Below are 26,046 nucleotides of genomic sequence, written 5' to 3'. Positions count from 1 at the left end.
GTACCGGTGTTGAAATGTTCCGCAAACTGCTGGACCAGGGTCAGGCAGGCGAGAACTGTGGTGTTCTGCTGCGCGGTATCAAGCGTGAAGAGATCCAGCGTGGTCAGGTTCTGGCTAAGCCAGGCACCATCAAGCCACACACCAAGTTTGTATCAGAAGTGTACGTACTGTCTAAAGACGAAGGCGGCCGTCATACTCCGTTCTTCAAAGGCTACCGTCCACAGTTCTACTTCCGTACTACTGATGTGACCGGCAACATCGAACTGCCAGAAGGCGTTGAGATGGTAATGCCAGGCGACAACATCAAAATGACCGTTGAGCTGATCCACCCAATCGCGATGGACCAGGGTCTGCGTTTCGCAATCCGCGAAGGCGGCCGTACCGTTGGCGCGGGCGTTGTTGCTGAAGTTCTCGCTTAATTGCGTTAATAACGGTGGTAACTCCGGTTGCCACCGCAGCATGAAAAAGAGCACTTCGGTGCTCTTTTTTTTTTGCTTTGCATTGACCGGCACCACTAATCCCACACAAAAGCTACGTTGAAATAAAAACCATTCTCATTTAAACTTTGATCAGAAATTGTACTGGAGTGGGCTGTAAATGTACGTCTGTCTGTGTAATGCCGTAAGCGACCGAACCCTGCGTGAAGTTGTCCGCCGTTATCAACCCAAATCGATTCAGCAACTGCGCCAGCTGGTGCCTGTCGGCAAGCAGTGCGGCAAGTGTATTCGCGTGGCGCGCGAGATTATGGATGATGAAATGCAAAAAGTGCCGCTTTACAAAGAGATAGCGTAACTACGCATCCGCTTCGCCTGAATAACCCCAAAAACTGTCGCGTTTTTTTGACTTCTTTTTATCCGCATCTACGCTCTATTTATCTGCAAGCGGAGGAAGCAAAATGAAGGGCGACGGCAAAATCATTACTCACCTCAATAAATTGCTGGGAAATGAACTGGTTGCAATCAACCAGTACTTTCTACATGCGCGCATGTTCAAAAACTGGGGCCTGATACGCCTCAACGATGTCGAATACCATGAATCCATTGATGAAATGAAACATGCGGATAAGTACATCGAACGCATTTTGTTTCTCGAAGGCATTCCTAATCTGCAGGATCTCGGCCGGCTGCGCATTGGTGAAGACGTGCCGGAAATGCTGCAGTCGGACCTGACGCTCGAACTGGAAGGGGCGAAAGACTTACGCGAGGCGATTGCGTACGCCGATAAAGTTCATGATTACGTCAGCCGCGACATGATGATCGAGATTCTGGCAGATGAAGAGCACCATATCGACTGGCTGGAAACTGAGCTCGACCTGATTCAGAAATTGGGTCTGCAAAACTATCTGCAGGCCCAGCTGAAAGAAGAGGGCGATAAGTAGCGTTTGCTATGCCGTCCCACCTGTTGATTGCAGCCCGCCCCGTGCGGGCTTTTTTACCGGCGCGCGCATTTGCGGTTAAAAACGCAGCATGGGTTGCTTCCTGAACAGATTTGCGTATAATGCGCGGGCCTGCCGATATTGGTGTGGCGCGATTCGAGCAGAATCGCAGGCGATAGCGATTAGTGTATCGCCTGACAATACTCCCGATTGGGGAGTTATATGCTGAACGATTACACTCCCCCATCAATCGTAATGGGTGCGGGTAGTAATTTTTTTCGTTTATAAAATGTTTGGAGCCTTGGTCTCATGTCGAACCAAAGAATCCGTATCCGTCTTAAAGCGTTTGATCATCGCCTGATCGATCAATCAACCGCGGAAATCGTCGAGACTGCCAAGCGCACTGGTGCGCAGGTACGTGGTCCGATCCCGCTGCCGACTCGCAAAGAGCGCTTCACCGTTCTGATCTCTCCGCACGTTAACAAAGATGCGCGTGATCAGTACGAAATCCGCACTCACAAGCGTCTGGTAGACATCGTTGAGCCAACTGAAAAAACCGTTGATGCTCTGATGCGTCTGGATCTGGCTGCCGGTGTTGACGTGCAGATCAGCCTGGGTTAATCAGGTCATCGAGCGATTGAGAGGTTGATACAATGATTGGTTTAGTCGGTAAAAAAGTGGGCATGACGCGCATCTTCACTGAAGAAGGCGTTTCAATCCCAGTAACCGTAATCGAAGTTGAAGCAAACCGCGTTACCCAGGTCAAAGGTCTGGAAAACGATGGTTACCAGGCGATCCAGGTTACCACCGGTGCGAAAAAAGCAAACCGTGTTGGTAAGCCGGAAGCAGGTCATTTTGCTAAAGCTGGCGTTGAAGCTGGCCGTGGTCTGTGGGAATTCCGCACCGAAGGTGAAGAATACTCTGTTGGCCAGAGCATCAGTGTTGAAATTTTCGCTGACGTTAAAAAAGTAGACGTTACCGGTACCTCTAAAGGTAAAGGTTTCGCTGGTACCGTTAAGCGCTGGAACTTCCGTACCCAGGACGCTACACACGGTAACTCCTTGTCTCACCGCGTTCCGGGTTCTATCGGTCAGAACCAGACTCCGGGCAAAGTGTTCAAAGGCAAGAAAATGGCTGGTCAGCTGGGTAATGAGCGCGTAACCGTTCAGAGCCTGGAAGTAGTACGTGTTGACGCTGAGCGCAACCTGCTGCTGGTCAAAGGTGCTGTCCCGGGTGCAACCGGCAGCGACCTGATTGTTAAACCAGCTGTGAAGGCGTAAGGGGATAGCAATGGAATTAGTACTGAAAGACGCGCAGAGCGCGCTGACTGTTTCCGAAACTACCTTCGGTCGTGATTTCAACGAAGCGCTGGTTCACCAGGTTGTTGTTGCTTACGCTGCAGGTGCTCGTCAGGGTACTCGCGCGCAGAAAACTCGTGCTGAAGTAACTGGTTCAGGCAAAAAGCCATGGCGTCAGAAAGGCACCGGCCGTGCGCGTTCAGGTTCTATCAAGAGCCCGATCTGGCGTTCAGGTGGCGTGACCTTCGCTGCGCGTCCACAGGACCACAGTCAAAAAGTTAACAAAAAGATGTACCGCGGCGCGCTGAAAAGCATCCTGTCCGAGCTGGTACGTCAGGACCGTCTGATCGTTGTCGAGTCGTTCTCTGTTGAAGCGCCTAAAACTAAGCTGCTGGTACAGAAACTGAAAGACATGGCGCTGGAAGACGTGCTGATCATCACCGGTGAACTGGATGAGAATCTGTTCCTGGCTGCGCGTAACCTGTACAAGGTTGACGTGCGTGATGCAGCGGGTATCGACCCAGTTAGCCTGATCGCCTTCGACAAAGTCGTTATGACTGCAGAAGCAGTTAAGCAAGTTGAGGAGATGCTGGCATGATCCGTGAAGAACGTCTGCTGAAAGTACTGCGCGCGCCGCACGTATCTGAAAAAGCATCAACCGCGATGGAAAAAACCAATACCATCGTTCTCAAAGTTGCCAAAGACGCGACCAAAGCAGAGATCGTTGCTGCTGTTGAGAAACTGTTCGAAGTAGAAGTGAAAGACGTAAACACCCTGGTTGTTAAGGGTAAAGTTAAGCGTCACGGACAGCGTATCGGTCGTCGTAGCGACTGGAAAAAAGCTTACGTCACCCTGAAAGAAGGCCAGAACCTGGACTTCGTCGGCGGCGCTGAGTAAGTCGGAGGAGAAAGACAATGGCAGTTGTTAAATGTAAACCGACATCTCCGGGTCGTCGTCACGTTGTTAAAGTGGTGAACCCTGAGCTGCACAAAGGCAAGCCTTTTGCCGCGCTGGTTGAAAAAAACAGCAAATCCGGTGGTCGTAACAACAATGGTCGTATCACTACCCGTCATATCGGTGGTGGTCACAAGCAGGCTTACCGTATTGTTGACTTCAAACGCAACAAAGATGGTATCCCGGCAGTTGTTGAGCGTCTTGAGTACGATCCGAACCGTTCTGCGAACATCGCACTGGTTCTGTACAAAGATGGCGAGCGCCGTTACATCCTGGCCCCTAAGGGCCTGAAAGCTGGCGACCAGATTCAGTCTGGCGTTGATGCTGCGATCAAAGCAGGTAACACCCTGCCGATGCGTAACATCCCGGTTGGTTCAACCGTGCATAACGTAGAAATGAAACCAGGTAAAGGCGGTCAGATTGCCCGTTCTGCTGGTGCTTACGTGCAGATCGTTGCGCGTGAAGGTTCCTACGTTACCCTGCGTCTGCGTTCAGGCGAAATGCGTAAAGTCGAAGCTGACTGCCGCGCAACCCTGGGCGAAGTCGGTAACGCTGAGCACATGCTGCGCGTTCTGGGTAAAGCCGGTGCAACCCGTTGGCGTGGTGTTCGTCCTACCGTTCGCGGTACTGCGATGAACCCAGTCGATCACCCGCACGGTGGTGGTGAAGGTCGTAACTTTGGTAAGCACCCGGTAACTCCGTGGGGCGTTCAGACCAAAGGTAAGAAGACCCGTAGCAACAAGCGTACTGATAAATTTATCGTACGTCGCCGTAGCAAATAATTTTAGAGGATAAGCCATGCCACGTTCTCTCAAGAAAGGTCCTTTTATTGACCTGCACTTGCTGAAGAAGGTAGAGAAAGCGGTGGAAAGCGGTGACAAGAAGCCCCTGCGCACTTGGTCCCGTCGTTCAACGATCTTCCCTAACATGATCGGTTTGACCATCGCTGTCCATAATGGTCGTCAGCACGTTCCTGTCTTTGTTTCCGACGAAATGGTCGGCCACAAGCTGGGTGAATTTGCACCGACACGTACTTATCGCGGCCACGCTGCTGATAAGAAAGCCAAGAAGAAATAAGTAGGAGGAAGAGATGGAAACTATTGCTCAACATCGCCATGCTCGTTCTTCTGCTCAGAAGGTTCGCCTTGTTGCTGACCTGATTCGCGGTAAGAAAGTGTCGCAGGCTCTGGATATTCTGACTTACACCAACAAGAAAGCGGCTGTACTGGTTAAGAAAGTCCTGGAATCTGCCATTGCTAACGCCGAACACAACGATGGCGCTGATATCGACGATCTGAAAGTTGCGAAAATTTTCGTAGATGAAGGCCCTAGCATGAAGCGCATTATGCCGCGTGCTAAAGGTCGTGCAGATCGCATCCTGAAGCGCACCAGCCACATTACTGTGGTTGTGTCCGATCGCTGAGACTCTGGAGACTAGCAATGGGTCAGAAAGTACATCCTAATGGTATTCGCCTGGGTATTGTAAAACCATGGAACTCTACCTGGTTTGCGAACACCAAAGAATTCGCTGACAACCTGGACAGCGACTTTAAAGTACGTCAGTTCCTGAACAAAGAACTGGCAAAAGCGTCTGTATCTCGCATCGTTATCGAGCGTCCGGCTAAGAGCATCCGTGTGACCATTCACACCGCTCGCCCGGGTATCGTTATCGGTAAAAAAGGTGAAGACGTTGAAAAACTGCGCACGGTCGTAGCGAACATCGCTGGCGTTCCTGCACAGATCAATATCGCCGAAGTCCGTAAACCGGAACTGGACGCAAAACTGGTTGCTGACAGCATCACTTCACAGCTGGAGCGTCGTGTGATGTTCCGTCGTGCGATGAAGCGTGCTGTACAGAACGCAATGCGTCTGGGCGCTAAAGGTATCAAAGTTGAAGTTAGCGGCCGTCTGGGCGGTGCTGAGATCGCACGTACCGAATGGTACCGTGAAGGTCGTGTACCGCTGCACACTCTGCGTGCTGACATTGACTACAACACCTCTGAAGCGCACACCACTTATGGTGTAATCGGCGTTAAGGTATGGATCTTCAAAGGTGAGATCCTGGGTGGTATGGCTGCTGTTGAACAACCGGAACCGGCTGCTCAACCTAAAAAGCAGCAGCGTAAAGGCCGTAAGTAAGGAGAGTCGCTGATGTTACAACCAAAGCGTACGAAATTCCGTAAAGTGCACAAAGGCCGTAACCGCGGTCTGGCGCAGGGTACGGATGTTAGCTTCGGTACTTTCGGTCTGAAAGCTGTTGGCCGTGGTCGTCTGACTGCTCGTCAGATCGAAGCAGCACGTCGTGCTATGACCCGTGCAGTTAAGCGTCAAGGTAAGATTTGGATCCGTGTATTCCCGGACAAACCAATCACCGAGAAGCCGCTGGAAGTGCGTATGGGTAAAGGTAAGGGTAACGTGGAGTATTGGGTTGCCCTGATCCAGCCTGGTAAAGTCCTGTATGAAATGGACGGTGTACCGGAAGAGCTGGCCCGTGAAGCATTCAAGCTGGCAGCAGCAAAACTGCCTATCAAAACCACCTTTGTAACTAAGACGGTGATGTAATGAAAGCAACTGAGCTGCGTGAAAAAAGCGTTGAAGAGCTGAACACTGAGCTGCTTAACCTCCTGCGCGAGCAGTTTAACCTGCGCATGCAGGCAGCATCTGGCCAGCTGCAGCAGACCCATCTGCTGAAGCAAGTTCGCCGTGATGTTGCACGCGTTAAGACTTTACTGACTGAGAAGGCGGCGTAATGACCGATAAAATCCGTACTCTGCAGGGTCGTGTTGTTAGTGACAAAATGCAGAAATCTGCTGTTGTTGCTATCGAGCGTTTCGTGAAGCACCCGATCTACGGTAAATTCATTAAGCGTACGACTAAGCTGCACATCCATGACGAGAACAACGAGTGTGGAATTGGTGACGTGGTTGAAATCCGCGAAACCCGTCCACTGTCCAAGACTAAGTCCTGGACTCTGGTTCGCGTTGTAGAGAAAGCGATTCTGTAATAGAATCCGCTTCCTCTAAAAACAAAATGAACGGCTCTATGGAGCCGTTCATTTTTTCTACCCATCTGCGAGAACCGGTGTTATAATGCCGCGCCCTCAATTATGGGGCTTTTTAACGACCTGAGGTTTGGGTCCCGAAGTAGTAGTTGACATTAGCGGAGCACTAAAATGATCCAAGAACAGACTATGCTGAACGTCGCCGACAACTCCGGTGCACGTCGCGTAATGTGTATCAAGGTTCTGGGTGGCTCGCACCGTCGCTACGCAGGCGTCGGCGATATCATCAAAGTGACCATCAAGGAAGCAATTCCGCGTGGCAAGGTGAAAAAAGGTGATGTCCTGAAAGCGGTAGTGGTGCGCACCAGGAAGGGTGTTCGTCGCCCGGACGGTTCTGTCATTCGCTTCGATGGTAATGCATGCGTTATTCTGAACAATAACAGCGAGCAGCCTATCGGAACGCGTATTTTTGGGCCGGTAACTCGTGAACTTCGTACTGAAAAGTTCATGAAAATTATCTCTCTGGCACCAGAAGTACTCTAAGGAGCGAACAATGGCAGCGAAAATCCGTCGTAACGACGAAGTTATCGTGCTTACCGGTAAAGACAAAGGTAAACGCGGTAAAGTAAAGAATGTCCTGACTTCTGGTAAGGTCATCGTTGAAGGTATCAACCTGGTTAAGAAACACCAGAAGCCGGTTCCGGCTCTGAACCAACCAGGCGGCATCGTTGAAAAAGAAGCTGCTATTCAGGTTTCTAACGTTGCAATCTTCAATGCGGCAACCGGCAAGGCTGACCGTGTAGGCTTTAGATTCGAAGACGGTAAAAAAGTCCGTTTCTTCAAGTCTAACAGCGAAACTATCAAGTAATTTGGAGTAGTACGATGGCGAAACTGCATGATTACTACAAAGACGAAGTAGTCCAGAAACTCATGACAGAGTTTGGCTACAATTCTGTCATGCAAGTCCCTCGGGTCGAGAAGATCACCCTGAACATGGGTGTTGGTGAAGCGATCGCTGACAAGAAACTGCTGGATAACGCAGCAGCTGACCTGGCAGCAATCTCCGGTCAAAAACCGCTGATCACCAAAGCACGCAAATCAGTTGCAGGCTTCAAAATCCGTCAGGGCTATCCGATCGGCTGTAAAGTAACTCTGCGTGGCGAGCGCATGTGGGAGTTCTTTGAGCGTCTGATCACTATTGCTGTACCGCGTATCCGTGACTTCCGTGGTCTGTCCGCGAAGTCTTTCGACGGTCGTGGTAACTACAGCATGGGCGTTCGTGAGCAGATCATCTTCCCAGAAATCGACTACGACAAAGTCGATCGCGTTCGTGGTTTGGATATCACCATTACCACTACTGCGAAATCTGATGATGAAGGCCGTGCTCTGCTGGCTGCCTTTGACTTCCCGTTCCGCAAGTAAGGTAGGGTTACTTAATGGCTAAGCAATCTATGAAAGCACGCGAAGTTAAGCGTGTGAAATTAGCAGACAAGTTCTTCGCAAAACGCGCTGAACTGAAAGCGATCATTTCTGATGTGAACGCATCCGACGAAGACCGTTGGAACGCCGTTCTCAAGCTGCAGAGTCTGCCGCGTGATTCCAGCCCTTCACGTCAGCGTAACCGCTGCCGTCAGACAGGTCGTCCGCACGGTTTCCTGCGGAAGTTTGGGTTGAGCCGTATCAAGGTCCGTGAAGCCGCTATGCGCGGTGAAATCCCGGGTCTGAAAAAGGCTAGCTGGTAATTGTCACCATTTGAATCACGGGAGTAACACAGATGAGCATGCAAGATCCGATCGCGGATATGCTGACCCGTATCCGTAACGGTCAGGCCGCGAACAAAGTTGCGGTCTCTATGCCTTCCTCCAAGCTGAAAGTGGCAATTGCCAACGTGCTGAAGGAAGAAGGCTATATTCAAGATTTTAAAATCGAAGGCGACATCAAGCCGGAACTGGAACTGACTCTTAAGTACTTCCAGGGTAAAGCTGTTGTAGAAAGCATTCAGCGTGTTAGCCGTCCAGGTCTGCGCATCTATAAGAAAAAAGATGAGCTGCCAAAAGTTATGGCCGGTCTGGGCATTGCTGTAATTTCTACCTCTAAAGGTGTCATGACTGATCGTGCAGCGCGCCAGGCTGGTCTTGGTGGCGAAATTATCTGCTACGTAGCGTAATCGGAGGATAAAATGTCTCGTGTTGCAAAAGCACCTGTCGTTGTTCCTGCCGGCGTAGAGGTAAAACTCAACGGTCAGGAAGTTTCGATCAAAGGCAAAAACGGCGAGCTGACTCGTACTATCAACAGTGCTGTAGAAGTTAAGCATGCAGACAACGCCCTGACTTTCGCTCCGCGCGAAGGTTATGCGGATGGTTGGGCACAGGCAGGTACTGCCCGTGCGCTGCTGAACGGCATGGTTATCGGTGTTACCGAAGGCTTCACCAAGAAGCTGCAACTGGTTGGTGTTGGTTATCGTGCAGCTGTTAAAGGCAACTCTGTGAGTCTGGCCCTGGGCTTCTCTCACCCGGTTGACCATGCACTGCCGGCCGGCATCACTGCTGAATGTCCAACTCAGACTGAGATCGTGCTGAAAGGCGCTGATAAACAGCTGATTGGTCAGGTTGCAGCTGATCTGCGCGCCTACCGTCGTCCTGAGCCTTACAAAGGCAAGGGTGTTCGTTACGCCGACGAAGTCGTGCGTACCAAAGAGGCTAAGAAGAAGTAAGGTAACACTATGGATAAGAAATCTGCTCGTATCCGTCGTGCGACCCGTGCACGTCGCAAGCTCAAAGAGCTGGGTGCTACTCGCCTGGTGGTACATCGTACCCCGCGTCACATTTACGCACAGGTAATCGCCCCGAACGGTTCCGAAGTTCTGGTTGCTGCTTCTACTGTAGAAAAAGCTATCGCTGAACAACTGAAGTATACCGGTAACAAAGACGCCGCTGCAGCTGTAGGTAAAGCTCTGGCTGAGCGCGCTATCGAAAAAGGCATCAAAGATGTTTCTTTCGACCGTTCCGGTTTCCAATATCATGGTCGCGTCCAGGCACTTGCAGATGCTGCTCGTGAAGCTGGCCTTCAGTTCTAAGGTAGAGGTCTAAGATGGCACACATCGAGAAACAAGCTGGCGACCTGCAGGAAAAACTGATCGCGGTAAACCGTGTCTCTAAAACTGTGAAAGGTGGTCGTATTTTCTCCTTCACCGCTCTGACTGTAGTGGGTGATGGTAACGGCCGCGTTGGTTTTGGTTACGGTAAAGCGCGTGAAGTTCCAGCAGCGATCCAGAAAGCGATGGAAAAAGCTCGTCGCAATATGGTTAATGTCGCGCTGACTCACGGCACCCTGCAGCACCCGGTTAAAGGTGCGCACACGGGTTCTCGTGTGTTCATGCAGCCGGCTTCTGAAGGTACCGGTATCATCGCCGGCGGTGCAATGCGCGCCGTTCTGGAAGTCGCTGGAGTTCATAACGTTCTGGCTAAAGCCTATGGTTCCACCAACCCGATCAACGTGGTTCGTGCAACTATCGACGGCCTGGGCAATATGAAGTCTCCGGATATGGTTGCTGCCAAGCGTGGTAAATCCGTTGAAGAAATTCTGGGGTAATCACGATGGCTAAGACAATCAAAATTACACAAACCCGTAGCTCAATCGGCCGCCTGCCTAAGCACAAAGCCACTCTGGTTGGTCTGGGTCTGCGTCGTATTGGTCACACCGTTGAGCGTGAAGACACGCCAGCTGTACGCGGTATGATCAACGCGATTTCTTACATGCTGAAAGTGGAGGAGTAAGAGATGCGTTTAAACACTCTGTCTCCGGCCGAAGGGTCTAAACACGCTTCCAAGCGTCTGGGCCGTGGTATCGGTTCTGGCCTCGGTAAAACCGGCGGTCGTGGTCACAAAGGTCAGAAGTCTCGTTCTGGCGGTGGCGTACGTCGTGGTTTCGAGGGTGGTCAGATGCCTCTGTACCGTCGTCTGCCGAAGTTCGGCTTCACCTCGCGCAAATCATTCGTGACTGCAGAAGTGCGTCTGTCTGATCTGGCGAAAGTGGAAGGCGGTATCGTCGACCTGAACACGCTGAAAGCAGCTAACATCATCGGTGTACAGATTGAGTTCGCGAAAGTGATCCTGTCTGGTGAAGTATCTGCACCTGTTACGATTCGTGGTCTGCGTGTCACCAAAGGTGCTCGTGCTGCAATCGAAGCTGCTGGCGGTAAAATCGAGGAATAAGTAGCAGATGGCAAAGCAACCGGGATTAGATTTTCAAAGTGCCAAAGGTGGCTTTGGTGAACTGAAGCGCAGACTTTTGTTTGTAATCGGTGCACTGATTGTCTTCCGTATTGGCTCTTTTATTCCAATCCCCGGTATCGATGCCACTGTACTTGCCAAACTGCTTGAGCAACAGCGTGGCACCATCATTGAAATGTTTAACATGTTCTCTGGTGGTGCTCTCAGTCGTGCCTCAATCTTCGCGCTGGGTATTATGCCGTATATTTCGGCCTCTATTATTATCCAGCTGCTGACGGTGGTTCATCCCGCGTTGGCCGAGATTAAGAAAGAGGGTGAAGCTGGTCGTCGTAAGATCAGCCAATACACTCGCTACGGCACACTGGTTCTGGCTATATTCCAGTCGATCGGTATTGCTACCGGTCTGCCGAATATGCCTGGAATGCAGGGCCTGGTATTAAATCCAGGCTTTGCTTTCTACTTTACCGCTGTTGTAAGTCTGGTTACCGGAACCATGTTCCTGATGTGGCTGGGCGAACAGATTACTGAACGAGGTATCGGTAACGGTATTTCAATCATTATCTTCGCGGGTATTGTTGCGGGTTTACCGCCGGCCATTGGCCATACCATCGAGCAAGCGCGGCAAGGCGACCTGCACTTCCTTCTGTTGCTGTTGGTTGCAGTTCTTGTATTTGCAGTGACGTTCTTTGTTATTTTCGTTGAGCGTGGCCAGCGCCGCATTGTGGTCAACTACGCTAAACGTCAGCAAGGTCGTCGTGTATATGCTGCACAGAGCACACATTTACCGTTGAAAGTGAACATGGCGGGCGTAATCCCAGCCATCTTTGCTTCCAGCATTATCCTGTTCCCGGCGACGATAGCATCCTGGTTCGGGGGCGGTACCGGTTGGAACTGGCTGACAACAATTTCGCTGTATTTGCAGCCAGGACAGCCGCTTTATGTGCTACTCTATGCGACTGCAATCATCTTCTTCTGTTTCTTCTACACGGCGTTGGTTTTCAACCCGCGTGAAACAGCAGATAACCTGAAGAAGTCTGGTGCATTCGTACCGGGAATTCGTCCGGGAGAGCAAACGGCGAAGTACATCGATAAAGTAATGACACGTCTGACCTTAATCGGCGCACTGTATATTACTTTTATCTGCCTGATCCCGGAGTTCATGCGTGATGCCATGAAGGTTCCCTTCTACTTTGGCGGCACCTCGCTGCTGATTGTAGTGGTTGTCATCATGGACTTTATGGCTCAAGTGCAAACTCTGATGATGTCCAGTCAGTACGAGTCTGCATTGAAGAAAGCTAACCTGAAAGGCTATGGCCGTTAATTCAGTAGCTTGAGAAGTTACGGAGAGTAAAAATGAAAGTTCGTGCTTCCGTCAAGAAATTATGTCGTAACTGCAAAATCATTCGTCGCGACGGTGTCGTACGTGTGATCTGCAGCTCCGAGCCTAAGCATAAACAGCGCCAGGGCTGATTAAGTCACATATTTTTCTTGCAAAGTCGGGTTGAGCTGGCTAGATTAGCCAGCCAATCTTTTGTATGTCGATGCGTTTCCATTTGAGTATCCTGAAAACGGGCTTTTCAGCATGGTACGCATTTATTTAATTATAGGAGTGCATAGTGGCCCGTATAGCAGGCATTAACATTCCTGATCAAAAACATACCGTTATCGCATTAACTTCGATCTTCGGTATCGGCAAAACCCGTTCTAAAGCCATCTGTGCTGAAACGGGCATCGCTGAAAATGTTAAGATCAGTGAGCTGTCTGAAGAACAAATTGATCAGCTGCGTGAAGCAGTTGGTAAATTCGTTGTTGAAGGTGATCTGCGCCGTGAAATCACCCTGAGCATCAAGCGTCTGATGGACCTTGGTTGCTACCGTGGTTTACGTCATCGTCGTGGTCTGCCGGTGCGCGGTCAGCGTACTAAGACCAACGCACGTACCCGTAAGGGTCCGCGTAAACCGATCAAGAAATAATCGGGGTGAGTAAATAATGGCAAAGGCACCAGTTCGTGCACGTAAGCGTGTAAGAAAACAAGTCTCAGATGGCGTGGCTCATGTCCATGCGTCTTTTAACAACACCATCGTTACTATTACTGATCGTCAGGGTAACGCACTGGGTTGGGCAACCGCCGGTGGTTCCGGTTTCCGCGGTTCACGTAAATCTACTCCGTTTGCTGCTCAGGTCGCTGCAGAGCGCTGTGCAGAAGCCGTGAAAGATTACGGTATTAAGAACCTGGAAGTTATGGTTAAGGGTCCGGGTCCAGGCCGCGAATCTACTATTCGTGCTCTGAACGCCGCTGGTTTCCGCATCACTAATATTACTGATGTGACTCCGATCCCTCACAACGGTTGTCGTCCGCCGAAAAAACGTCGCGTTTAACGTTCCGTTTTTTAGGTTAGTTGGAGAAAGAAAATGGCAAGATATTTGGGTCCTAAGCTCAAGCTGAGCCGTCGTGAGGGCACCGACTTATTCCTTAAGTCTGGCGTTCGCGCGATTGATTCCAAGTGCAAAATTGAACAAGCCCCTGGTCAGCATGGTGCGCGTAAACCGCGTCTGTCTGATTACGGCGGCCAGTTACGTGAAAAGCAAAAAGTTCGTCGTATCTACGGCGTGCTGGAGCGTCAGTTCCGTAACTACTATAAAGAAGCAGCGCGTCTGAAAGGCAACACCGGTGAAAACCTGTTAGCTCTGCTGGAAGGTCGTCTGGATAACGTAGTTTACCGTATGGGCTTTGGTGCCACTCGTGCAGAAGCACGTCAGCTGGTTAGCCACAAATCTGTAATGGTAAACGGTCGCGTTGTTAACATCGCTTCTTATCAGGTATCTCCGAATGATGTCGTAAGCATCCGTGAGAAAGCCAAAAAGCAATCTCGCGTGAAGGCCGCTCTGGAGCTGGCTGAGCAGCGTGAAAAGCCAACCTGGCTGGAAGTTGATGCGACTAAGATGGAAGGTGTGTTCAAGCGTATTCCTGAGCGTACCGATCTGTCTGCGGACATTAACGAACACCTGATCGTCGAGCTTTACTCTAAGTAAAGCTTAGTACCAAAGAGAGGACACAATGCAGGGTTCTGTGACAGAGTTTCTAAAACCGCGCCTGGTAGATATCGAGCAAGTGAGTTCGACGCACGCCAAGGTGACCCTTGAGCCGTTAGAGCGTGGCTTTGGCCATACTCTTGGTAACGCACTGCGCCGTATTCTGCTTTCTTCCATGCCGGGTTGCGCGGTGACCGAGGTTGAGATTGATGGCGTGCTGCACGAGTACTCCACCAAAGAGGGCGTACAGGAAGATATCCTGGAAATCCTGCTCAATCTGAAAGGGCTGGCGGTAAGAGTTCAGGGTAAAGATGAAGTCATCCTCACTCTGAATAAATCTGGCATTGGCCCTGTGACTGCAGCCGACATTACCCACGACGGTGATGTCGAAATCGTCAAGCCGCAGCATGTGATCTGCCATCTGACCGATGAAAACGCGTCTATTAGCATGCGTATCAAAGTTCAGCGTGGTCGTGGTTATGTGCCGGCTTCTGCCCGAATTCATTCGGAAGAAGATGAGCGCCCAATCGGCCGTCTGTTGGTTGACGCTTGCTACAGCCCTGTAGACCGTATCGCCTACAATGTTGAAGCAGCGCGTGTAGAACAGCGCACCGACCTGGACAAGCTGGTCATCGAAATGGAAACCAACGGCACAATCGATCCTGAAGAGGCGATTCGTCGTGCGGCGACCATCCTGGCAGAACAACTGGAAGCTTTCGTTGACTTACGTGATGTACGTCAGCCGGAAGTCAAAGAAGAGAAACCAGAATTCGATCCGATCCTGCTGCGCCCTGTTGACGATCTGGAATTGACTGTCCGCTCTGCTAACTGCCTCAAGGCAGAAGCTATCCACTACATCGGTGATCTGGTACAGCGTACCGAGGTTGAGCTGCTTAAAACGCCTAACCTGGGTAAAAAATCTCTTACCGAGATTAAAGACGTGCTCGCATCACGTGGTCTGTCTCTGGGCATGCGCCTGGAAAACTGGCCACCGGCAAGCATTGCTGATGAATAACCGGATCGCAGGTTAAGGTTTCACTGAGAAGGATAAGGTCATGCGCCATCGTAAGAGTGGTCGTCAACTGAACCGCAACAGCAGCCATCGTCAGGCTATGTTCCGCAACATGGCTGGTTCTCTGGTTCGTCATGAGATCATTAAGACGACTCTGCCGAAAGCCAAAGAGCTGCGTCGCGTAGTTGAGCCGCTGATTACTCTTGCCAAGACCGACAGCGTAGCTAATCGTCGTCTGGCATTCGCCCGTACTCGTGATAACGAGATCGTGGCAAAACTGTTTAACGAGCTGGGCCCGCGTTTCGCGAGCCGTGCCGGTGGTTACACTCGCATTCTGAAGTGTGGCTTCCGTGCTGGTGACAACGCTCCGATGGCATACATCGAGCTGGTTGATCGTCCAGAAGCTCAAGCAGAAGCTGCTGCAGAGTAATTTGCAGTAACGTAAAAAACCCGCTTCGGCGGGTTTTTTATTGCCTGTCATTTCTTCCCATTTCCCCTCCATTCGCTATGCTGTTGGCAGACATGCCTGCAGGAGGTTTCTATGTGGCTTATCGATCAGCTGGCTGAGCAACACATCCGCGCCGCTCAGGAAAAGGGCGAGCTGAGCAATCTGCCTGGTGAAGGTGCGCCGCTCACGCTGGACGATGACAGTGGTGTGCCGGCGGAATTGCGCAGTGCCTGGCGACTGCTGAAAAACGCCGGTTATCTCCCACCGGAACTGGAGATGCGCCGCGACGCACTGGCACTGAGCGATCTGCTTCGCGAACTCGATCCTGATGACAGCGAGGCGCGCGAACTGGCCAAACGGCTGACATTGCTGGAAATGAAGCTGCAGCAGGCCGGCATGAGCACCGATTTTCTGCGTGGCGAATACCGCCCGGCGATCGGTCAGCGGCTACAGCAGGAGAAATAATATGTATCGCATTGGCCAGCTGGCAAAACTGGCGGACGTGACGCCGGACACCATTCGCTTTTATGAAAAGCAGCAGATGATGGATCATGAGGTACGCACCGAGGGTGGCTTCCGCCTGTACAGCGATAACGATCTGCAGCGCCTGCGTTTTATCCGTTACGGCCGGCAGCTTGGTTTCAGCCTGGAATCGATCCGCGACCTGCTGTCGATCCGCATCGATCCAGAGCATCATACCTGTGAAGAGTCAAAAGCGATCGTGGCGAAACGGCTGGATGAGGTGAACAGTATGATTGGCGAGCTGCAAACCATTCAGCGCTCACTGCAACGGCTGGCGGAAACCTGCTGTGGCGACCGCCACAGTAGCGCCTGCTGTTCGATCCTCGAGGCACTGGAAACCGGTGAAGATCCGCATCCTGAAATTTGTTGTAGCAAGGATTGAATTCTGGCGCACAGGGACTATAGTTGCGCCATCACTAACCGGAGGACGATATGAGTCACTATCAGCATCGAAAAGGCAAAATTAACGATAACGCCCTGGAAGCCCTGTTACACGATCCGCTGTATCGCCAGCGAGTTGAGCGCAATCAGAAGGGGAAAGGCAGCTACCGGCGTAAAGATAAACACGCGAAGGGAGCGAATCAGGAGGCCAGCGGTAAGCAACAGTGTTTACCTCTGGCCTTCTGCTTTAGTGACAAAAAAGCCGCCTGAAACGGGCGGCTTTTATTTATCACACTTTATTATTTTGTTGCTTAAGCAGGTCGCGAATCTCGGTCAGCAGCACTTCTTCATTGGTCGGTTTAGGCGCTGGTTTTTCCACTTCTTTCTTTTTATACAGTTTATTCATTACTTTGATGGCAATGAAGATAGCAAACGCCACGATGATGAAATCAAATACCGTCTGAATAAAGTTACCGTATTCCATCACCACCGCGGGGATATCGCCTTCTGCTGGCTTGAGTACCCATTTAAACTGCTTAAAGTCGACGCCGCCAATCAGTAAACCGAGCGGTGGCATAATGATGTTCGCAACCAGTGACGATACGATCTTACCGAACGCAGCACCGATGATCACACCGACCGCCAGGTCCACCACGTTGCCACGCATCGCAAAATCACGAAACTCTTTGAATAAACTCATTGTTATCTCCTTGCCTTGGCCAATGGCTAAAGTCTAACAAACCTTCGTGTAATTGCCATTATAACAATGGATTAAACACCACTCTCACTTCAGCCCAATCACAACGCGTTACAGGAAGAACGGGCTCGGCTGGAACAGACGCTCAACGTCCGGCACAAACTTTTTGTCGGTGAGGAACATGATCACGTGGTCGCCTTGCTCAATACGCACATTATCATTGGCGATGATCACGTCATCACCACGCACCACCGCGCCGATAATTGTGCCCGGCGGCAGTTTAATATCTTCAATCAGGCGGCCGACCACGCGCGAAGTGGTTTCATCACCGTGGGCGATGGCCTCGATGGCTTCCGCAATACCGCGGCGCAGTGAAGAGACGCCGACAATATCGGCTTTGCGCACGTGGCCAAGCAGCGCAGAAATTGTGGCCTGCTGCGGTGAGATCGCAATGTCGATCACGCTGCCCTGCACCAGATCGACATAGGCGCGACGCTGGATCAGTACCATCACTTTTTTCGCGCCCATCTTTTTGGCCAGCATCGCTGACATGATATTGGCTTCATCGTCGTTGGTGACGGCGATAAACAGATCGACCTGATCGACATGCTCTTCTGCCAGCAATTCCTGATCCGAGGCATCGCCATAGAACACGATGGTATCCTGCAGATGTTCAGCCAGTTCAGCCGCGCGCTGCTGATTACGTTCTATCAGCTTAACGCTGTACTGCTTCTCCAGCCGCTGCGCCAGGCCAAAGCCGATATTGCCACCGCCGACCAGCATAATGCGTTTATAGGGCTTTTCGAGCCGCTGCATCTCGCTCATCACCGCACGAATATGCTGACTGGCGGCAATAAAAAACACTTCATCGCCAGCTTCGACAATCGTCGATCCCTGCGGGCGGATCGGGCGATCCTGACGGAAAATGGCGGCTACGCGGGTATCGATATGCGGCATATGTTCACGCAGGATCGACAGCGGATTGCCCACCAGCGGTCCGCCGTAATAGGCTTTGACCACTGCCAGGCTGACTTTGCCCTCGGCAAAATTCACCACCTGCAGCGCGCCAGGGTACTGAATCAGCCGATAGATGTTGTCGATCACCAGCTGCTCGGGCGAGATCAAATGGTCGATGGGTACCGCTTCCGGCACGAACAGCTTTTCCGCATCGCGCAGATAATCGGCGGCGCGGATACGGGCAATGCGGTTTGGCGTGTTAAACAGCGAGTAAGCAATCTGACAGGCAATCATGTTGGTTTCGTCAGAGCTGGTCACCGCCACCAGCATATCCGCATCTTCGGCGCCGGCTTCACGCAACACGCGCGGGTGCGAACCATGGCCCTGCACCACGCGCAGGTCAAACTTATCCTGCAGCACGCGTAAGCGTGAGGGATCGCTATCAACCACGGTGATGTCATTGTTTTCGCCCACCAGGTTTTCAGCGAGCGTGCCGCCCACCTGGCCGGCGCCGAGGATAATAATTTTCATGGATACGTTGCTCTTGTCACTGTGCGCTGCACTATTTTTTCATCAGCTTAGCGTAGAAGAAACCGTCGCCGCCATTGATGGCAGGGAAAACCTGCCAGCCGTTAAGTTGCCCATGTGGCAGTGCCTGCGGCACCGCATCGTCATGCGTCGCGAGGAAAGCATCGATCTGCTGCTGGTTCTCCTGCGGCAGCACTGAGCAGGTGGCATAAAGCAGCGTACCGCCCGATTTCAGGCGAGGCCAGATGGCCGCCAGAATCTCACGCTGTAGCGCGGCGAGTTCGTCGATATCGCGATCGCGGCGTAGCCATTTGATATCCGGATGGCGTCGAATAACGCCGGTGGCCGAGCAGGGCGCATCCAGCAGGATGCGGTCGAATTGCTGCTCGCCGCACCAGGCCGCTGGCGTGCGGCCATCGCCCTGACGCACGTCAGCCTGCATCCCCAGACGCTGCAGGTTTTCCGTCACGCGCGACAGGCGCTGCGCATCGATATCCACCGCCATCACGCGGGCCTGCGGCGCAATTTCGAGAATATGGGTGGTTTTGCCGCCGGGCGCAGCGCACAGGTCGAGAATGGTTTCGCCGTTTTCCGGCGCCAGCAGCAGGGCGCAACGCTGAGCAGAGAGATCCTGCACCGTCACCCAGCCCTGCTCAAAGCCTGGCAGCTGACTGACCGGAGCCGGTGCTTCAAGACGCAGCGCATCCGGCGCGTCAGCACTAAACGCATTTTGATTCTGCTGGGTTAATAGCGCCAGCCAGGCGTCACGGCTGTGATGCTGACGATTCACGCGCAGCCACATTGGCGGTCGCTGATTGTTGGCTTCCACAATCTGCTGCCACTGCTCCGGCCACGCGGTCTGCAGCCGTTTCAGCAGCCAGCCCGGATGCCAGTAGCGCTGCGGGCCCTGATTGACCTCCGCCAGCAGTGCGTCCTGCTGGCGCTGGAACTGACGCAGCACGCCGTTAAGCAAGCCTTTCAGATTTGCCCGCTTCAGTGCTTCAGCCCCGGCTACGGTTTCGGCCAGCGCGGCGTGCGGCGGAACGCGGGTATACAGCAGCTGATACAGGCCCACCATGATCAGATAGTGCAGCACGCGCTGTTTGCCGGTTAACGGCCGCGCCATCAGCTTATTAATCAACGCTTCCAGCTGCGGCAGCGTGCGCGTCACGCCAAAACACAACTCCTGCAGCAGCGCGCCATCGTTGTTTGCCAGCGTTTTTTGCGCAGCGGGCAGAATCGCGCTCAGCGATTCCCCTTTATCCACCACGCGTTCAATCAGTTGCGCGGCAAGGCTGCGCAGGTTGGTCGCTTTTTTCATATTCATTCATCAAACAAAAAGCCCGGCGGAGACCGGGCTGGAGAATCAGGCCAGAACGGTGCCGGGTGTAAACCATTCACGACGCGAATTGAGCAGATCCTGCGCCGCCATGGCTTTTTTGCCGGCAGGCTGCAGTGAGAGCAGATTCAGCACGCCGTCAGCGGTCGCGATCTGGATGCCGTGTTTGTCAGCCTGCAGAATTTCTCCCGGCTGGGCGCTGCGGTGCGGTAATACGCTGGCCTGCCAGACTTTGACCGGCTGATCGTCGATGAGGAAATAACTCACCGGCCACGGATTGAAGGCGCGAATGCACCGTTCCAGCTGAACAGCGGAGAGCGACCAGTCAAGACGAGCCTCTTCTTTGCTGAGCTTTTCCGCGTAAGTTACCAGGGTCTCATCCTGCACTTCGGGCTGCGCGCTGCCGGCGGCCAGCAGACTGAGCGTGGTCAGCATCCCCTGCGGGCCCAGTTGCGCCAGCTTGTCGTACAGCGATGCGCTGGTATCATCGGCATTAATCGGGCAGGTTATTTTGTGCAGCATATCGCCGGTATCCAGACCCACGTCCATCTGCATGATGGTCACACCGGTTTCGTTATCGCCGGCCCACAGTGAGCGCTGAATCGGCGCCGCACCGCGCCAGCGCGGCAGCAGCGAGCCGTGTACGTTGATGCAGCCAAGGCGCGGCATCGTCAGCACCGCCTGAGGCAGGATCAGACCATAAGCGACGACCACCATCACATCAGCCTGCAGTCCGGCAACCAGCTGCTGATTCTCTTCCGGCTTCAGGGACTTTGGCTGAAACACGGGGATATCATGCGCCTGAGCCAGCACTTTTACCGGGCCCGGCGTGAGTTTATTGCCACGTCCGGCAGGGCGGTCGGGCTGAGTAAAGACGCCAACCACCTGATGCTCAGAAGCAAGCAGCGCGTCGAGATGACGCGCTGCGAAGTCAGGAGTACCGGCAAAGATGATTTTTAACGGTGCAGACACAGTTCAACCTTCTGTTCGCTCTCAGGATGCGCGCGCATTCTGGCGGGCCAGTTTTTCCAGTTTCTGTTTAATACGCTGACGCTTCAGCGGCGACAGATAATCAATAAACAGTTTACCGTCAAGATGGTCGATCTCATGCTGAATGCAGATCGCCAGCAGACCGTCAGTTTCCAGCTCGAAGCTGTTACCGTCGCGATCCAGCGCGCGCACTTTGACCCGCTCGGCACGCGGCACAAACGCCCGCTGTTCCGGGATCGACAGGCAACCCTCTTCGATACCGGTTTCGCCGCTTTTTTCCAGCAGCTCCGGGTTAATCAGCACCAGGCGCTCTTCGCGGCTTTCAGAAACATCAATCACGATGATGCGCTGGTGAATATCCACCTGCGTCGCCGCCAGACCAATGCCTTCTTCGGCGTACATGGTCTCAAACATATCGTCGACAATACGCTGAACGTCAGCATTCACAGCCGCAACGGGTGCAGCAATTTTGCGAAGGCGATCGTCAGGGAAATGTAATACCTGCAAAACTGACATAAATATCCAGATCTGTATGCGTTAAAGAAAAGATTACTGCCTCATATTGTAGACTTTTTGGGGCCTGATTGACAGCATTGTGCCGCATCAGAGCACGGCTGACAGGGAGCGCAGCATGGAACGCAGTGAAAGGATTATCAGGCTGACTTACGTCTGGGGTTTAAGCGGTGAGCGCGCCCGTCAGTTCATCATGGCGCTTCTGGCCGCCAGCCACATTGACGACGCGTGGCTGCAGCAGCACGGGCTGGACGACACGCAGCGGCAGCAGTTTCTCGCCCTCTGTCCACGCCAGCTGGAAAAAACGCAGCGCTGGCTGCAACAGGCGCAACATCATCTGATTGCCTGCACCGATGCACATTATCCCGCCCGTTTGCGGGAAATCAGCCGCTATCCGGCTGCCCTTTATATAGCGGGTGACCTCTCTGCACTCGCGACACCGCAACTGGCGGTGGTCGGCAGTCGTCACTGTTCGCCGTATGGCAGAGAATGGGGCAGCTGGTTTACCCAGCAGCTGGCGCTAAGCGGTTTGACCATCACCAGCGGGCTGGCGCGCGGTATTGATGGCGTGGCGCATCGTGCCGCGCTGGAAGTGCAGGGCAAAACCATGGCCGTGCTGGGCAGCGGGCTGAATCATCTCTATCCGAAAAGCCATCAGCCGCTGGCACAGGAGATCATCGCCAGCGGCGGCGCGCTGGTTTCAGAACTGCCGCTGTCGATGGCGCCCCATGCGGTAAATTTCCCGCGGCGTAATCGTATTATCAGCGGCCTGAGTCATGGCGTGCTGGTGGTTGAAGCGTCGCTGAAGAGTGGCTCGCTGGTAACGGCGCGCTATGCGCTGGAACAAAACCGTAACGTGTATGCGCTGCCTGGCGCACTGGGTAACCCTGGCTGTGAAGGCACGCACTGGCTGATTCAGCAGGGGGCGCTGCTGGTGGCGCATCCCAACAATATCCTTGAGGATTTGCATTCTGCCCTGCAATGGTTGCCGGCCAGCATCTCAGAAACAATATATTCACAACTCAGTGATGATGTGCCATTGCCATTTCCCAGCGTGTTGGCTAACGTAGGTGATGAGGTTACACCTGTTGACGTCGTCGCTGAACGTGCCGGCCAACCTGTGCCAGTTATCGCAGCGCAATTGCTGGAGCTGGAGTTAGCAGGATGGATCGCAGCTGTACCCGGCGGCTATGTCCGATTGAGGAGGGCATGCCATGTTCGACGTACTTATGTACTTGTTTGAGACGTATATCCACAACGAGGCTGAAATGCGCGTTGACCAGGATAAATTGACCGATGACTTAACCGATGCCGGTTTTCATCGCGAAGATATCTACAATGCGTTGAATTGGCTTGAGCGGTTAGCGGATTATCAGGATGGCCTGGTCGCGCCAGTGTTGCTGGCTAACGATCCGCTCTCCATGCGAATCTACACGGAAGAAGAGAGCCAGCGTTTAGATGCCGAGTGTCGTGGTTTTATTCTGTTCCTGGAGCAAATCCAGGTGCTGAATATGGAAACGCGCGAAATGGTCATCGAACGGGTTATGGCGCTTGATACGCTGGAATTCGATCTGGAAGATCTCAAATGGGTGGTGCTGATGGTGCTATTTAACATCCCCGGCTGTGAAAATGCCTATCAGCAGATGGAAGAACTGTTATTCGACGTCAATGAAGGTATGCTGCATTAATTTGCGATTAATGCATTCGGTAATATGAGTAAACCAGCACTATTTACCGTGCGTAAACACGATCCCTGCCCCGCCTGCGGGGCAGAATTAGTGATACGTGCCGGCAAACACGGGCCTTTTCTCGGCTGTGTGAATTATCCAACCTGCGACTATATCCGCCCGCTGAAAAGTCAGGGTGATGGCCATATTGTCAAAGTGCTGGAAGGCCATGCCTGCCCGCAGTGTGGTGCGGACAAAGTGCTGCGCCAGGGGCGATTCGGCATGTTTGTCGGCTGTAGCCACTATCCGGAGTGTGATTACACGGAAACCATCGATAAGCCGGACGAAACCGCAATTGCCTGCCCGCAGTGCGCCAGCGGCAAGCTGGTGCAGCGCCGTTCACGCTATGGCAAAACCTTCCATGCCTGCGATCGTTATCCCGACTGCCAGTTCGCGATCAACGCCACGCCGCTGGAAGGTGTCTGCCCCCATTGCCAGTTCCCGTTATTAATAGAAAAGAAAACCGCACAGGGCATGAAGCGCTTCTGCGCCAGCAAACGCTGCGGCAAGCCCATCGCCCAGGATGAAGAGTGATCATGAACCAGAGCCAGCATGCACCCGGAAGCCTCGACTTCTGCATCGAACAACTTCAGCAACAGCAAGTGATTGCTTACCCTACCGAAGCCGTATTCGGCCTTGGCTGCGATCCGGACAGCGAAAGCGCGGTGATGGCCCTGCTGGAGCTGAAACAGCGCCCGGTAGAAAAGGGGCTGATCCTGATCGCCGCTGATTATGCGCAGCTCGAGCCTTATATTGCCGATCGCGAACTCACCGTGCTGCAGCGCGAACGTATGTTTGCCAGCTGGCCGGGTCCGGTCACCTATGTGGTGCCTGCTTCGCCGCATACGCCGCGCTGGTTAACCGGCCGCTTTGATTCGCTGGCGATTCGCGTCAGCGATCATCCGCAGGTTCAGGCGCTGTGCCGCGGGTTTGGCAAGCCGCTGGTCTCAACCAGCGCGAATTTAACCGGTCAGCCGCCGTGCCGCAGCGCCGCCGAAGTGGCAGAGCAGTTTGGCTCGCAGTTTCCGGTATTGCAGGCGGCCACCGGCGGTCGCCTGAATCCTTCTGAAATCCGCGATGCCATCAGCGGTGAACTCATTCGTCAGGGCTGATTATGGAAAAGTTTGCCGTTTTTGGTCATCCCATCGCCCACAGCAAATCTCCGTTTATTCACGCCGCTTTTGCTGAGCAGACCGGTATTGAACATCCTTACGGACGCATCTGCGCACCGCTGGAAGGGTTCCCGCAGGCGATAGAGGCGTTTTTTGCGGCCGGTGGCAAAGGCGCCAATGTTACGCTGCCGTTTAAACAGCAGGCATGGGAGTTCGCGGATGAGCTCAGCGAACGCGCGGCATTATCCGGCGCGGTAAATACCTTAAAGAAGAGAGCCGATGGTTCGATTCTGGGTGATAACACGGACGGCATCGGCCTGCTGAGCGATCTGCAACGGCTGCTGCTGATCCGGCCGGGCGATCGCATTCTGCTGGTGGGTGCGGGCGGAGCGGCGCGTGGGGTGATCCTGCCGCTGCTCTCGACGGGCTGCGCGCTGGTGGTAGTTAACCGCACGGCAGAACGCGCGCAACAGCTGGCTGAGCTTTTCCAGCACAGTGGGGCGATCCAGGCGATGAGTTTTGATCAACTGGCCGGCGAACGTTTTGATCTGATCATCAATGCCACCTCCAGCGGCGTAGCGGGCGACGTGCCGCCGCTGCCGGTTACGCTGATTGATGCGCAGGTGCGCTGTTACGACATGTTTTATCAGCAGGGGCTGACGCCATTTCTGGCGTGGTGCCAGCAGCACGGCACACAGCAGCTGGCGGATGGACTTGGCATGCTGGTGGGCCAGGCGGCGCATGCGTTTCAGCTGTGGCATGGTGTTATGCCGGAGATCGCGCCGGTCATCGATCAACTTAAACAGGCGATGCAGGCATGAACCAGGCTATCCAGTTTCCCGATCGGGAAAGCTGGGACGCAGTCCGGCAGGCGGTGCTGTTCCCGGTATTAGTGAATGGTATGGGACTGACCTGCGCAATATCGCTGCCGGCGCTGCAGCAGCGTTTTGGTGCCGGAGAGGCGATGGCGCTGTTTAGCGCGCATCGCTGGGATCTGGAGGAAGAGGCCGAGCAGCTGCTCCGGGCGGAGCAGGCCGACGATCAGGGCTGGCTGTGGCTGCCCTGAGTCAGATATTCATCTTTCCAGCCGACATAATTGTTAGCGGAGTAAAGCAGTCCGGCTATTTCCGCTTCGGTTAGTGGCCGGATCTGCTTCACCGGGCTGCCTAAATAGAGATAGCCGCTTTGCAGGCGTTTACCGGGTGGCACCAGGCTGCCGGCGCCAATCATCACCTCATCTTCGACGATCGCACCATCCAGCAGGATCGAGCCCATACCCACCAGTACGCGGTTGCCAATGGTGCAGCCATGCAGCATTGCTTTATGGCCCACCGTTACGTCTTCACCGATGATCAATGGAAAGCCATCGGGATTACTGCTGGATTTATGCGTAACGTGCAGCACGCTGCCATCCTGGATATTGCTGCGTTTACCAATCACCACTTTATTCACGTCACCGCGAATTGCTACCAGTGGCCAGATGCTGACATCATCAGCCAGCTCGACTTCGCCAACGACCACGCTGCTGCTATCCACCATCACGCGCTCACCGGTGTGGGGAATATGTTGCTTATAAGGGCGCAGGGCTACAGACATTCTATTTCTCCTTTTCTGATGTTTCCCGCTAGCCTGCGGCTTCCGGTGCGGGTAAACAAGCTGATTTTTGCGCGGATCGCTCGCGATCGCAGCGAAAAGAGTGAAAACTCGCCAGTCGATAAAAAAGATCGAAAAAAGGGGTTGTGCAAAAAATCCGGATCCCTATAATGCGCCACCACTGAGACGGCAAAGCGGCAACGCAGGCGGCTCAGCAGGGCGTGAAGCGATTCACCCCGCCGGAGAAAAACGCTGAAAAAAGTGTTTGACTCTGAAGGAGGAAAGCGTAATATACGCCACCTCGCGACAGCAGGCCGAACGCCGCGTCGCACCG

At 53.3% G+C, this 26,046-nt stretch carries 46 protein-coding genes; 40 read left to right on the top strand and 6 right to left on the bottom strand.

The features are described 5' to 3' along the window. From FT726_RS19590 to FT726_RS19425, 34 genes are all read left to right on the top strand, one after another. Positions 1 to 419, top strand: a 419-nt coding sequence (locus tag FT726_RS19590) for an EF-Tu/IF-2/RF-3 family GTPase (protein ID WP_346303249.1), incomplete at its 5' end; no start/stop codon positions are given. Between the two features lie 178 nt (positions 420 to 597). Next, on the top strand, positions 598 to 792 hold the full coding sequence (gene bfd, locus FT726_RS19585) for a bacterioferritin-associated ferredoxin (RefSeq protein WP_346303248.1): 195 nt from the start codon (positions 598 to 600) through the stop codon (positions 790 to 792). 103 nt (positions 793 to 895) lie between these two features. Next, complete coding sequence (gene bfr, locus FT726_RS19580; protein WP_021508213.1) at positions 896 to 1,378, top strand: bacterioferritin; 483 nt, start codon at positions 896 to 898, stop codon at positions 1,376 to 1,378. 306 nt (positions 1,379 to 1,684) lie between these two features. Next, positions 1,685 to 1,996 (top strand): 30S ribosomal protein S10, encoded by a 312-nt coding sequence (rpsJ, locus tag FT726_RS19575; protein WP_006120582.1) that lies wholly within the window; start codon positions 1,685 to 1,687, stop codon positions 1,994 to 1,996. 32 nt (positions 1,997 to 2,028) lie between these two features. Beyond that, positions 2,029 to 2,655: a 50S ribosomal protein L3 gene (gene rplC / locus FT726_RS19570; protein WP_021508214.1), complete on the top strand. Its 627-nt coding sequence runs from the start codon at positions 2,029 to 2,031 to the stop codon at positions 2,653 to 2,655. A 10-nt stretch (positions 2,656 to 2,665) separates the two neighbouring features. Continuing rightward, a complete protein-coding gene (gene rplD / locus FT726_RS19565; RefSeq protein WP_021508215.1) occupies positions 2,666 to 3,271 on the top strand; it encodes a 50S ribosomal protein L4 in 606 nt (201 codons plus the stop codon). Continuing rightward, on the top strand, positions 3,268 to 3,570 hold the full coding sequence (rplW, locus tag FT726_RS19560; RefSeq protein ID WP_010618574.1) for a 50S ribosomal protein L23: 303 nt from the start codon (positions 3,268 to 3,270) through the stop codon (positions 3,568 to 3,570). Before rplD ends, rplW begins: the two co-directional genes overlap by 4 nt. Before the next feature lie 17 nt (positions 3,571 to 3,587). Further along, the gene (gene rplB, locus FT726_RS19555; RefSeq protein ID WP_010618573.1) at positions 3,588 to 4,409 is read left to right on the top strand and encodes a 50S ribosomal protein L2; all 822 of its coding nucleotides are present in this window, start codon (positions 3,588 to 3,590) and stop codon (positions 4,407 to 4,409) included. Positions 4,410 to 4,425: 16 nt separating this feature from the next. Continuing rightward, positions 4,426 to 4,704, top strand: a complete 279-nt coding sequence (gene rpsS / locus FT726_RS19550) for a 30S ribosomal protein S19 (RefSeq protein WP_001138115.1) — start codon at positions 4,426 to 4,428, stop codon at positions 4,702 to 4,704. A gap of 13 nt (positions 4,705 to 4,717) precedes the next feature. Continuing rightward, the gene (gene rplV, locus FT726_RS19545) at positions 4,718 to 5,050 is read left to right on the top strand and encodes a 50S ribosomal protein L22 (RefSeq protein WP_007891659.1); all 333 of its coding nucleotides are present in this window, start codon (positions 4,718 to 4,720) and stop codon (positions 5,048 to 5,050) included. Positions 5,051 to 5,067: 17 nt separating this feature from the next. Next, positions 5,068 to 5,766, top strand: coding sequence for a 30S ribosomal protein S3 (gene rpsC, locus FT726_RS19540; RefSeq protein WP_021508216.1), 699 nt, complete (start codon positions 5,068 to 5,070; stop codon positions 5,764 to 5,766). 12 nt (positions 5,767 to 5,778) lie between these two features. Then, complete coding sequence (gene rplP, locus FT726_RS19535) at positions 5,779 to 6,189, top strand: 50S ribosomal protein L16 (RefSeq protein WP_002438716.1); 411 nt, start codon at positions 5,779 to 5,781, stop codon at positions 6,187 to 6,189. After that, positions 6,189 to 6,377 carry a 50S ribosomal protein L29 gene (gene rpmC, locus FT726_RS19530; RefSeq protein ID WP_021508217.1) on the top strand — a complete coding sequence of 63 codons (189 nt, stop codon included), beginning with the start codon at positions 6,189 to 6,191 and terminating at the stop codon, positions 6,375 to 6,377. Before rplP ends, rpmC begins: the two co-directional genes overlap by 1 nt. After that, the gene (rpsQ, locus tag FT726_RS19525) at positions 6,377 to 6,631 is read left to right on the top strand and encodes a 30S ribosomal protein S17 (RefSeq protein WP_010618568.1); all 255 of its coding nucleotides are present in this window, start codon (positions 6,377 to 6,379) and stop codon (positions 6,629 to 6,631) included. The genes rpmC and rpsQ overlap by 1 nt, the downstream gene beginning before the upstream one ends. A 168-nt stretch (positions 6,632 to 6,799) precedes the next feature. Continuing rightward, positions 6,800 to 7,171, top strand: coding sequence for a 50S ribosomal protein L14 (gene rplN, locus FT726_RS19520; protein ID WP_006120590.1), 372 nt, complete (start codon positions 6,800 to 6,802; stop codon positions 7,169 to 7,171). Positions 7,172 to 7,181: 10 nt separating this feature from the next. Further along, positions 7,182 to 7,496 carry a 50S ribosomal protein L24 gene (rplX, locus tag FT726_RS19515; protein ID WP_021508218.1) on the top strand — a complete coding sequence of 105 codons (315 nt, stop codon included), beginning with the start codon at positions 7,182 to 7,184 and terminating at the stop codon, positions 7,494 to 7,496. Positions 7,497 to 7,510: 14 nt separating this feature from the next. Next, complete coding sequence (rplE, locus tag FT726_RS19510) at positions 7,511 to 8,050, top strand: 50S ribosomal protein L5 (protein WP_013510763.1); 540 nt, start codon at positions 7,511 to 7,513, stop codon at positions 8,048 to 8,050. Between the two features lie 14 nt (positions 8,051 to 8,064). Beyond that, positions 8,065 to 8,370, top strand: coding sequence for a 30S ribosomal protein S14 (gene rpsN, locus FT726_RS19505; RefSeq protein WP_010618564.1), 306 nt, complete (start codon positions 8,065 to 8,067; stop codon positions 8,368 to 8,370). A gap of 32 nt (positions 8,371 to 8,402) precedes the next feature. Then, a complete protein-coding gene (gene rpsH / locus FT726_RS19500) occupies positions 8,403 to 8,795 on the top strand; it encodes a 30S ribosomal protein S8 (protein WP_021508220.1) in 393 nt (130 codons plus the stop codon). Between the two features lie 12 nt (positions 8,796 to 8,807). Continuing rightward, positions 8,808 to 9,341 carry a 50S ribosomal protein L6 gene (gene rplF, locus FT726_RS19495; protein WP_007891676.1) on the top strand — a complete coding sequence of 178 codons (534 nt, stop codon included), beginning with the start codon at positions 8,808 to 8,810 and terminating at the stop codon, positions 9,339 to 9,341. Between the two features lie 9 nt (positions 9,342 to 9,350). Then, positions 9,351 to 9,704: a 50S ribosomal protein L18 gene (rplR, locus tag FT726_RS19490; protein ID WP_013510760.1), complete on the top strand. Its 354-nt coding sequence runs from the start codon at positions 9,351 to 9,353 to the stop codon at positions 9,702 to 9,704. A gap of 14 nt (positions 9,705 to 9,718) precedes the next feature. Then, entirely contained in the window at positions 9,719 to 10,219 is a 501-nt protein-coding gene (gene rpsE / locus FT726_RS19485) for a 30S ribosomal protein S5 (RefSeq protein WP_010618560.1), read from the top strand. Between the two features lie 5 nt (positions 10,220 to 10,224). Next, positions 10,225 to 10,404: a 50S ribosomal protein L30 gene (rpmD, locus tag FT726_RS19480; protein ID WP_013510758.1), complete on the top strand. Its 180-nt coding sequence runs from the start codon at positions 10,225 to 10,227 to the stop codon at positions 10,402 to 10,404. 3 nt (positions 10,405 to 10,407) lie between these two features. Further along, positions 10,408 to 10,842: a 50S ribosomal protein L15 gene (rplO, locus tag FT726_RS19475; protein ID WP_021508221.1), complete on the top strand. Its 435-nt coding sequence runs from the start codon at positions 10,408 to 10,410 to the stop codon at positions 10,840 to 10,842. Between the two features lie 7 nt (positions 10,843 to 10,849). Continuing rightward, the gene (gene secY / locus FT726_RS19470) at positions 10,850 to 12,181 is read left to right on the top strand and encodes a preprotein translocase subunit SecY (protein WP_021508222.1); all 1,332 of its coding nucleotides are present in this window, start codon (positions 10,850 to 10,852) and stop codon (positions 12,179 to 12,181) included. Between the two features lie 32 nt (positions 12,182 to 12,213). Beyond that, complete coding sequence (gene rpmJ, locus FT726_RS19465) at positions 12,214 to 12,330, top strand: 50S ribosomal protein L36 (protein WP_071813610.1); 117 nt, start codon at positions 12,214 to 12,216, stop codon at positions 12,328 to 12,330. A 146-nt stretch (positions 12,331 to 12,476) separates the two neighbouring features. Then, entirely contained in the window at positions 12,477 to 12,833 is a 357-nt protein-coding gene (rpsM, locus tag FT726_RS19460) for a 30S ribosomal protein S13 (RefSeq protein WP_021508223.1), read from the top strand. A gap of 16 nt (positions 12,834 to 12,849) precedes the next feature. Further along, entirely contained in the window at positions 12,850 to 13,239 is a 390-nt protein-coding gene (gene rpsK, locus FT726_RS19455; protein WP_004160563.1) for a 30S ribosomal protein S11, read from the top strand. Between the two features lie 33 nt (positions 13,240 to 13,272). Beyond that, complete coding sequence (rpsD, locus tag FT726_RS19450; RefSeq protein WP_010618555.1) at positions 13,273 to 13,893, top strand: 30S ribosomal protein S4; 621 nt, start codon at positions 13,273 to 13,275, stop codon at positions 13,891 to 13,893. Positions 13,894 to 13,918: 25 nt separating this feature from the next. Then, positions 13,919 to 14,908 carry a DNA-directed RNA polymerase subunit alpha gene (locus tag FT726_RS19445; protein ID WP_007891688.1) on the top strand — a complete coding sequence of 330 codons (990 nt, stop codon included), beginning with the start codon at positions 13,919 to 13,921 and terminating at the stop codon, positions 14,906 to 14,908. A gap of 40 nt (positions 14,909 to 14,948) precedes the next feature. Beyond that, positions 14,949 to 15,335, top strand: coding sequence for a 50S ribosomal protein L17 (gene rplQ / locus FT726_RS19440; RefSeq protein ID WP_003850180.1), 387 nt, complete (start codon positions 14,949 to 14,951; stop codon positions 15,333 to 15,335). A gap of 111 nt (positions 15,336 to 15,446) precedes the next feature. After that, on the top strand, positions 15,447 to 15,818 hold the full coding sequence (locus FT726_RS19435; protein WP_058776568.1) for a DUF1992 domain-containing protein: 372 nt from the start codon (positions 15,447 to 15,449) through the stop codon (positions 15,816 to 15,818). 1 nt (position 15,819) lies between these two features. Continuing rightward, complete coding sequence (gene zntR / locus FT726_RS19430) at positions 15,820 to 16,257, top strand: Zn(2+)-responsive transcriptional regulator (RefSeq protein WP_021508225.1); 438 nt, start codon at positions 15,820 to 15,822, stop codon at positions 16,255 to 16,257. Positions 16,258 to 16,307: 50 nt separating this feature from the next. Further along, the gene (locus tag FT726_RS19425) at positions 16,308 to 16,526 is read left to right on the top strand and encodes an alternative ribosome-rescue factor A (protein ID WP_021508226.1); all 219 of its coding nucleotides are present in this window, start codon (positions 16,308 to 16,310) and stop codon (positions 16,524 to 16,526) included. A gap of 19 nt (positions 16,527 to 16,545) precedes the next feature. Here FT726_RS19425 and mscL read toward each other — a convergent pair whose 3' ends face one another. The 5 genes from mscL to def all read right to left on the bottom strand — a co-directional run bounded on the left by mscL (position 16,546) and on the right by def (position 21,283). Then, positions 16,546 to 16,956, bottom strand: coding sequence for a large-conductance mechanosensitive channel protein MscL (mscL, locus tag FT726_RS19420; RefSeq protein WP_021508227.1), 411 nt, complete (start codon positions 16,954 to 16,956; stop codon positions 16,546 to 16,548). 108 nt (positions 16,957 to 17,064) lie between these two features. Next, positions 17,065 to 18,441, bottom strand: coding sequence for a Trk system potassium transporter TrkA (gene trkA, locus FT726_RS19415; protein WP_021508228.1), 1,377 nt, complete (start codon positions 18,439 to 18,441; stop codon positions 17,065 to 17,067). A 31-nt stretch (positions 18,442 to 18,472) separates the two neighbouring features. After that, positions 18,473 to 19,759: a 16S rRNA (cytosine(967)-C(5))-methyltransferase RsmB gene (rsmB, locus tag FT726_RS19410; RefSeq protein WP_346303247.1), complete on the bottom strand. Its 1,287-nt coding sequence runs from the start codon at positions 19,757 to 19,759 to the stop codon at positions 18,473 to 18,475. Between the two features lie 45 nt (positions 19,760 to 19,804). After that, on the bottom strand, positions 19,805 to 20,749 hold the full coding sequence (gene fmt / locus FT726_RS19405; protein ID WP_058759898.1) for a methionyl-tRNA formyltransferase: 945 nt from the start codon (positions 20,747 to 20,749) through the stop codon (positions 19,805 to 19,807). A 21-nt stretch (positions 20,750 to 20,770) separates the two neighbouring features. After that, complete coding sequence (def, locus tag FT726_RS19400; protein WP_021508231.1) at positions 20,771 to 21,283, bottom strand: peptide deformylase; 513 nt, start codon at positions 21,281 to 21,283, stop codon at positions 20,771 to 20,773. Positions 21,284 to 21,398: 115 nt separating this feature from the next. Between def and dprA the strand changes: the two genes are divergently transcribed. Genes dprA through FT726_RS19370 form a run of 6 tightly spaced genes read left to right on the top strand, consistent with a single transcriptional unit; the run spans position 21,399 to position 25,185 of the window. After that, positions 21,399 to 22,523 carry a DNA-protecting protein DprA gene (dprA, locus tag FT726_RS19395; RefSeq protein WP_346303246.1) on the top strand — a complete coding sequence of 375 codons (1,125 nt, stop codon included), beginning with the start codon at positions 21,399 to 21,401 and terminating at the stop codon, positions 22,521 to 22,523. Beyond that, positions 22,495 to 22,968 (top strand): DUF494 family protein Smg, encoded by a 474-nt coding sequence (gene smg, locus FT726_RS19390; protein ID WP_031279836.1) that lies wholly within the window; start codon positions 22,495 to 22,497, stop codon positions 22,966 to 22,968. Before dprA ends, smg begins: the two co-directional genes overlap by 29 nt. Positions 22,969 to 22,992: 24 nt before the next feature. Beyond that, on the top strand, positions 22,993 to 23,541 hold the full coding sequence (locus tag FT726_RS19385; RefSeq protein WP_031279837.1) for a type I DNA topoisomerase: 549 nt from the start codon (positions 22,993 to 22,995) through the stop codon (positions 23,539 to 23,541). Between the two features lie 2 nt (positions 23,542 to 23,543). After that, positions 23,544 to 24,119: an L-threonylcarbamoyladenylate synthase type 1 TsaC gene (tsaC, locus tag FT726_RS19380; protein ID WP_104094137.1), complete on the top strand. Its 576-nt coding sequence runs from the start codon at positions 23,544 to 23,546 to the stop codon at positions 24,117 to 24,119. 2 nt (positions 24,120 to 24,121) lie between these two features. After that, complete coding sequence (aroE, locus tag FT726_RS19375; RefSeq protein ID WP_059011755.1) at positions 24,122 to 24,940, top strand: shikimate dehydrogenase; 819 nt, start codon at positions 24,122 to 24,124, stop codon at positions 24,938 to 24,940. Then, the gene (locus tag FT726_RS19370; protein WP_058759902.1) at positions 24,937 to 25,185 is read left to right on the top strand and encodes a DUF1488 domain-containing protein; all 249 of its coding nucleotides are present in this window, start codon (positions 24,937 to 24,939) and stop codon (positions 25,183 to 25,185) included. The genes aroE and FT726_RS19370 overlap by 4 nt, the downstream gene beginning before the upstream one ends. Here the strand turns inward: FT726_RS19370 and FT726_RS19365 are convergent. After that, entirely contained in the window at positions 25,161 to 25,715 is a 555-nt protein-coding gene (locus tag FT726_RS19365; RefSeq protein WP_058776575.1) for a gamma carbonic anhydrase family protein, read from the bottom strand. The genes FT726_RS19370 and FT726_RS19365 overlap by 25 nt on opposite strands. Between the last annotated feature and the right edge of the window lie 331 nt (positions 25,716 to 26,046).

It is taken from the genome of Pantoea sp. Morm (assembly GCF_016643525.1).
In the GTDB taxonomy this organism is placed as follows: domain Bacteria; phylum Pseudomonadota; class Gammaproteobacteria; order Enterobacterales; family Enterobacteriaceae; genus Pantoea; species Pantoea dispersa.
Note: the sequence above shows the minus strand (reverse complement) of the source record. Positions and strands in the feature narration are given on the sequence as shown.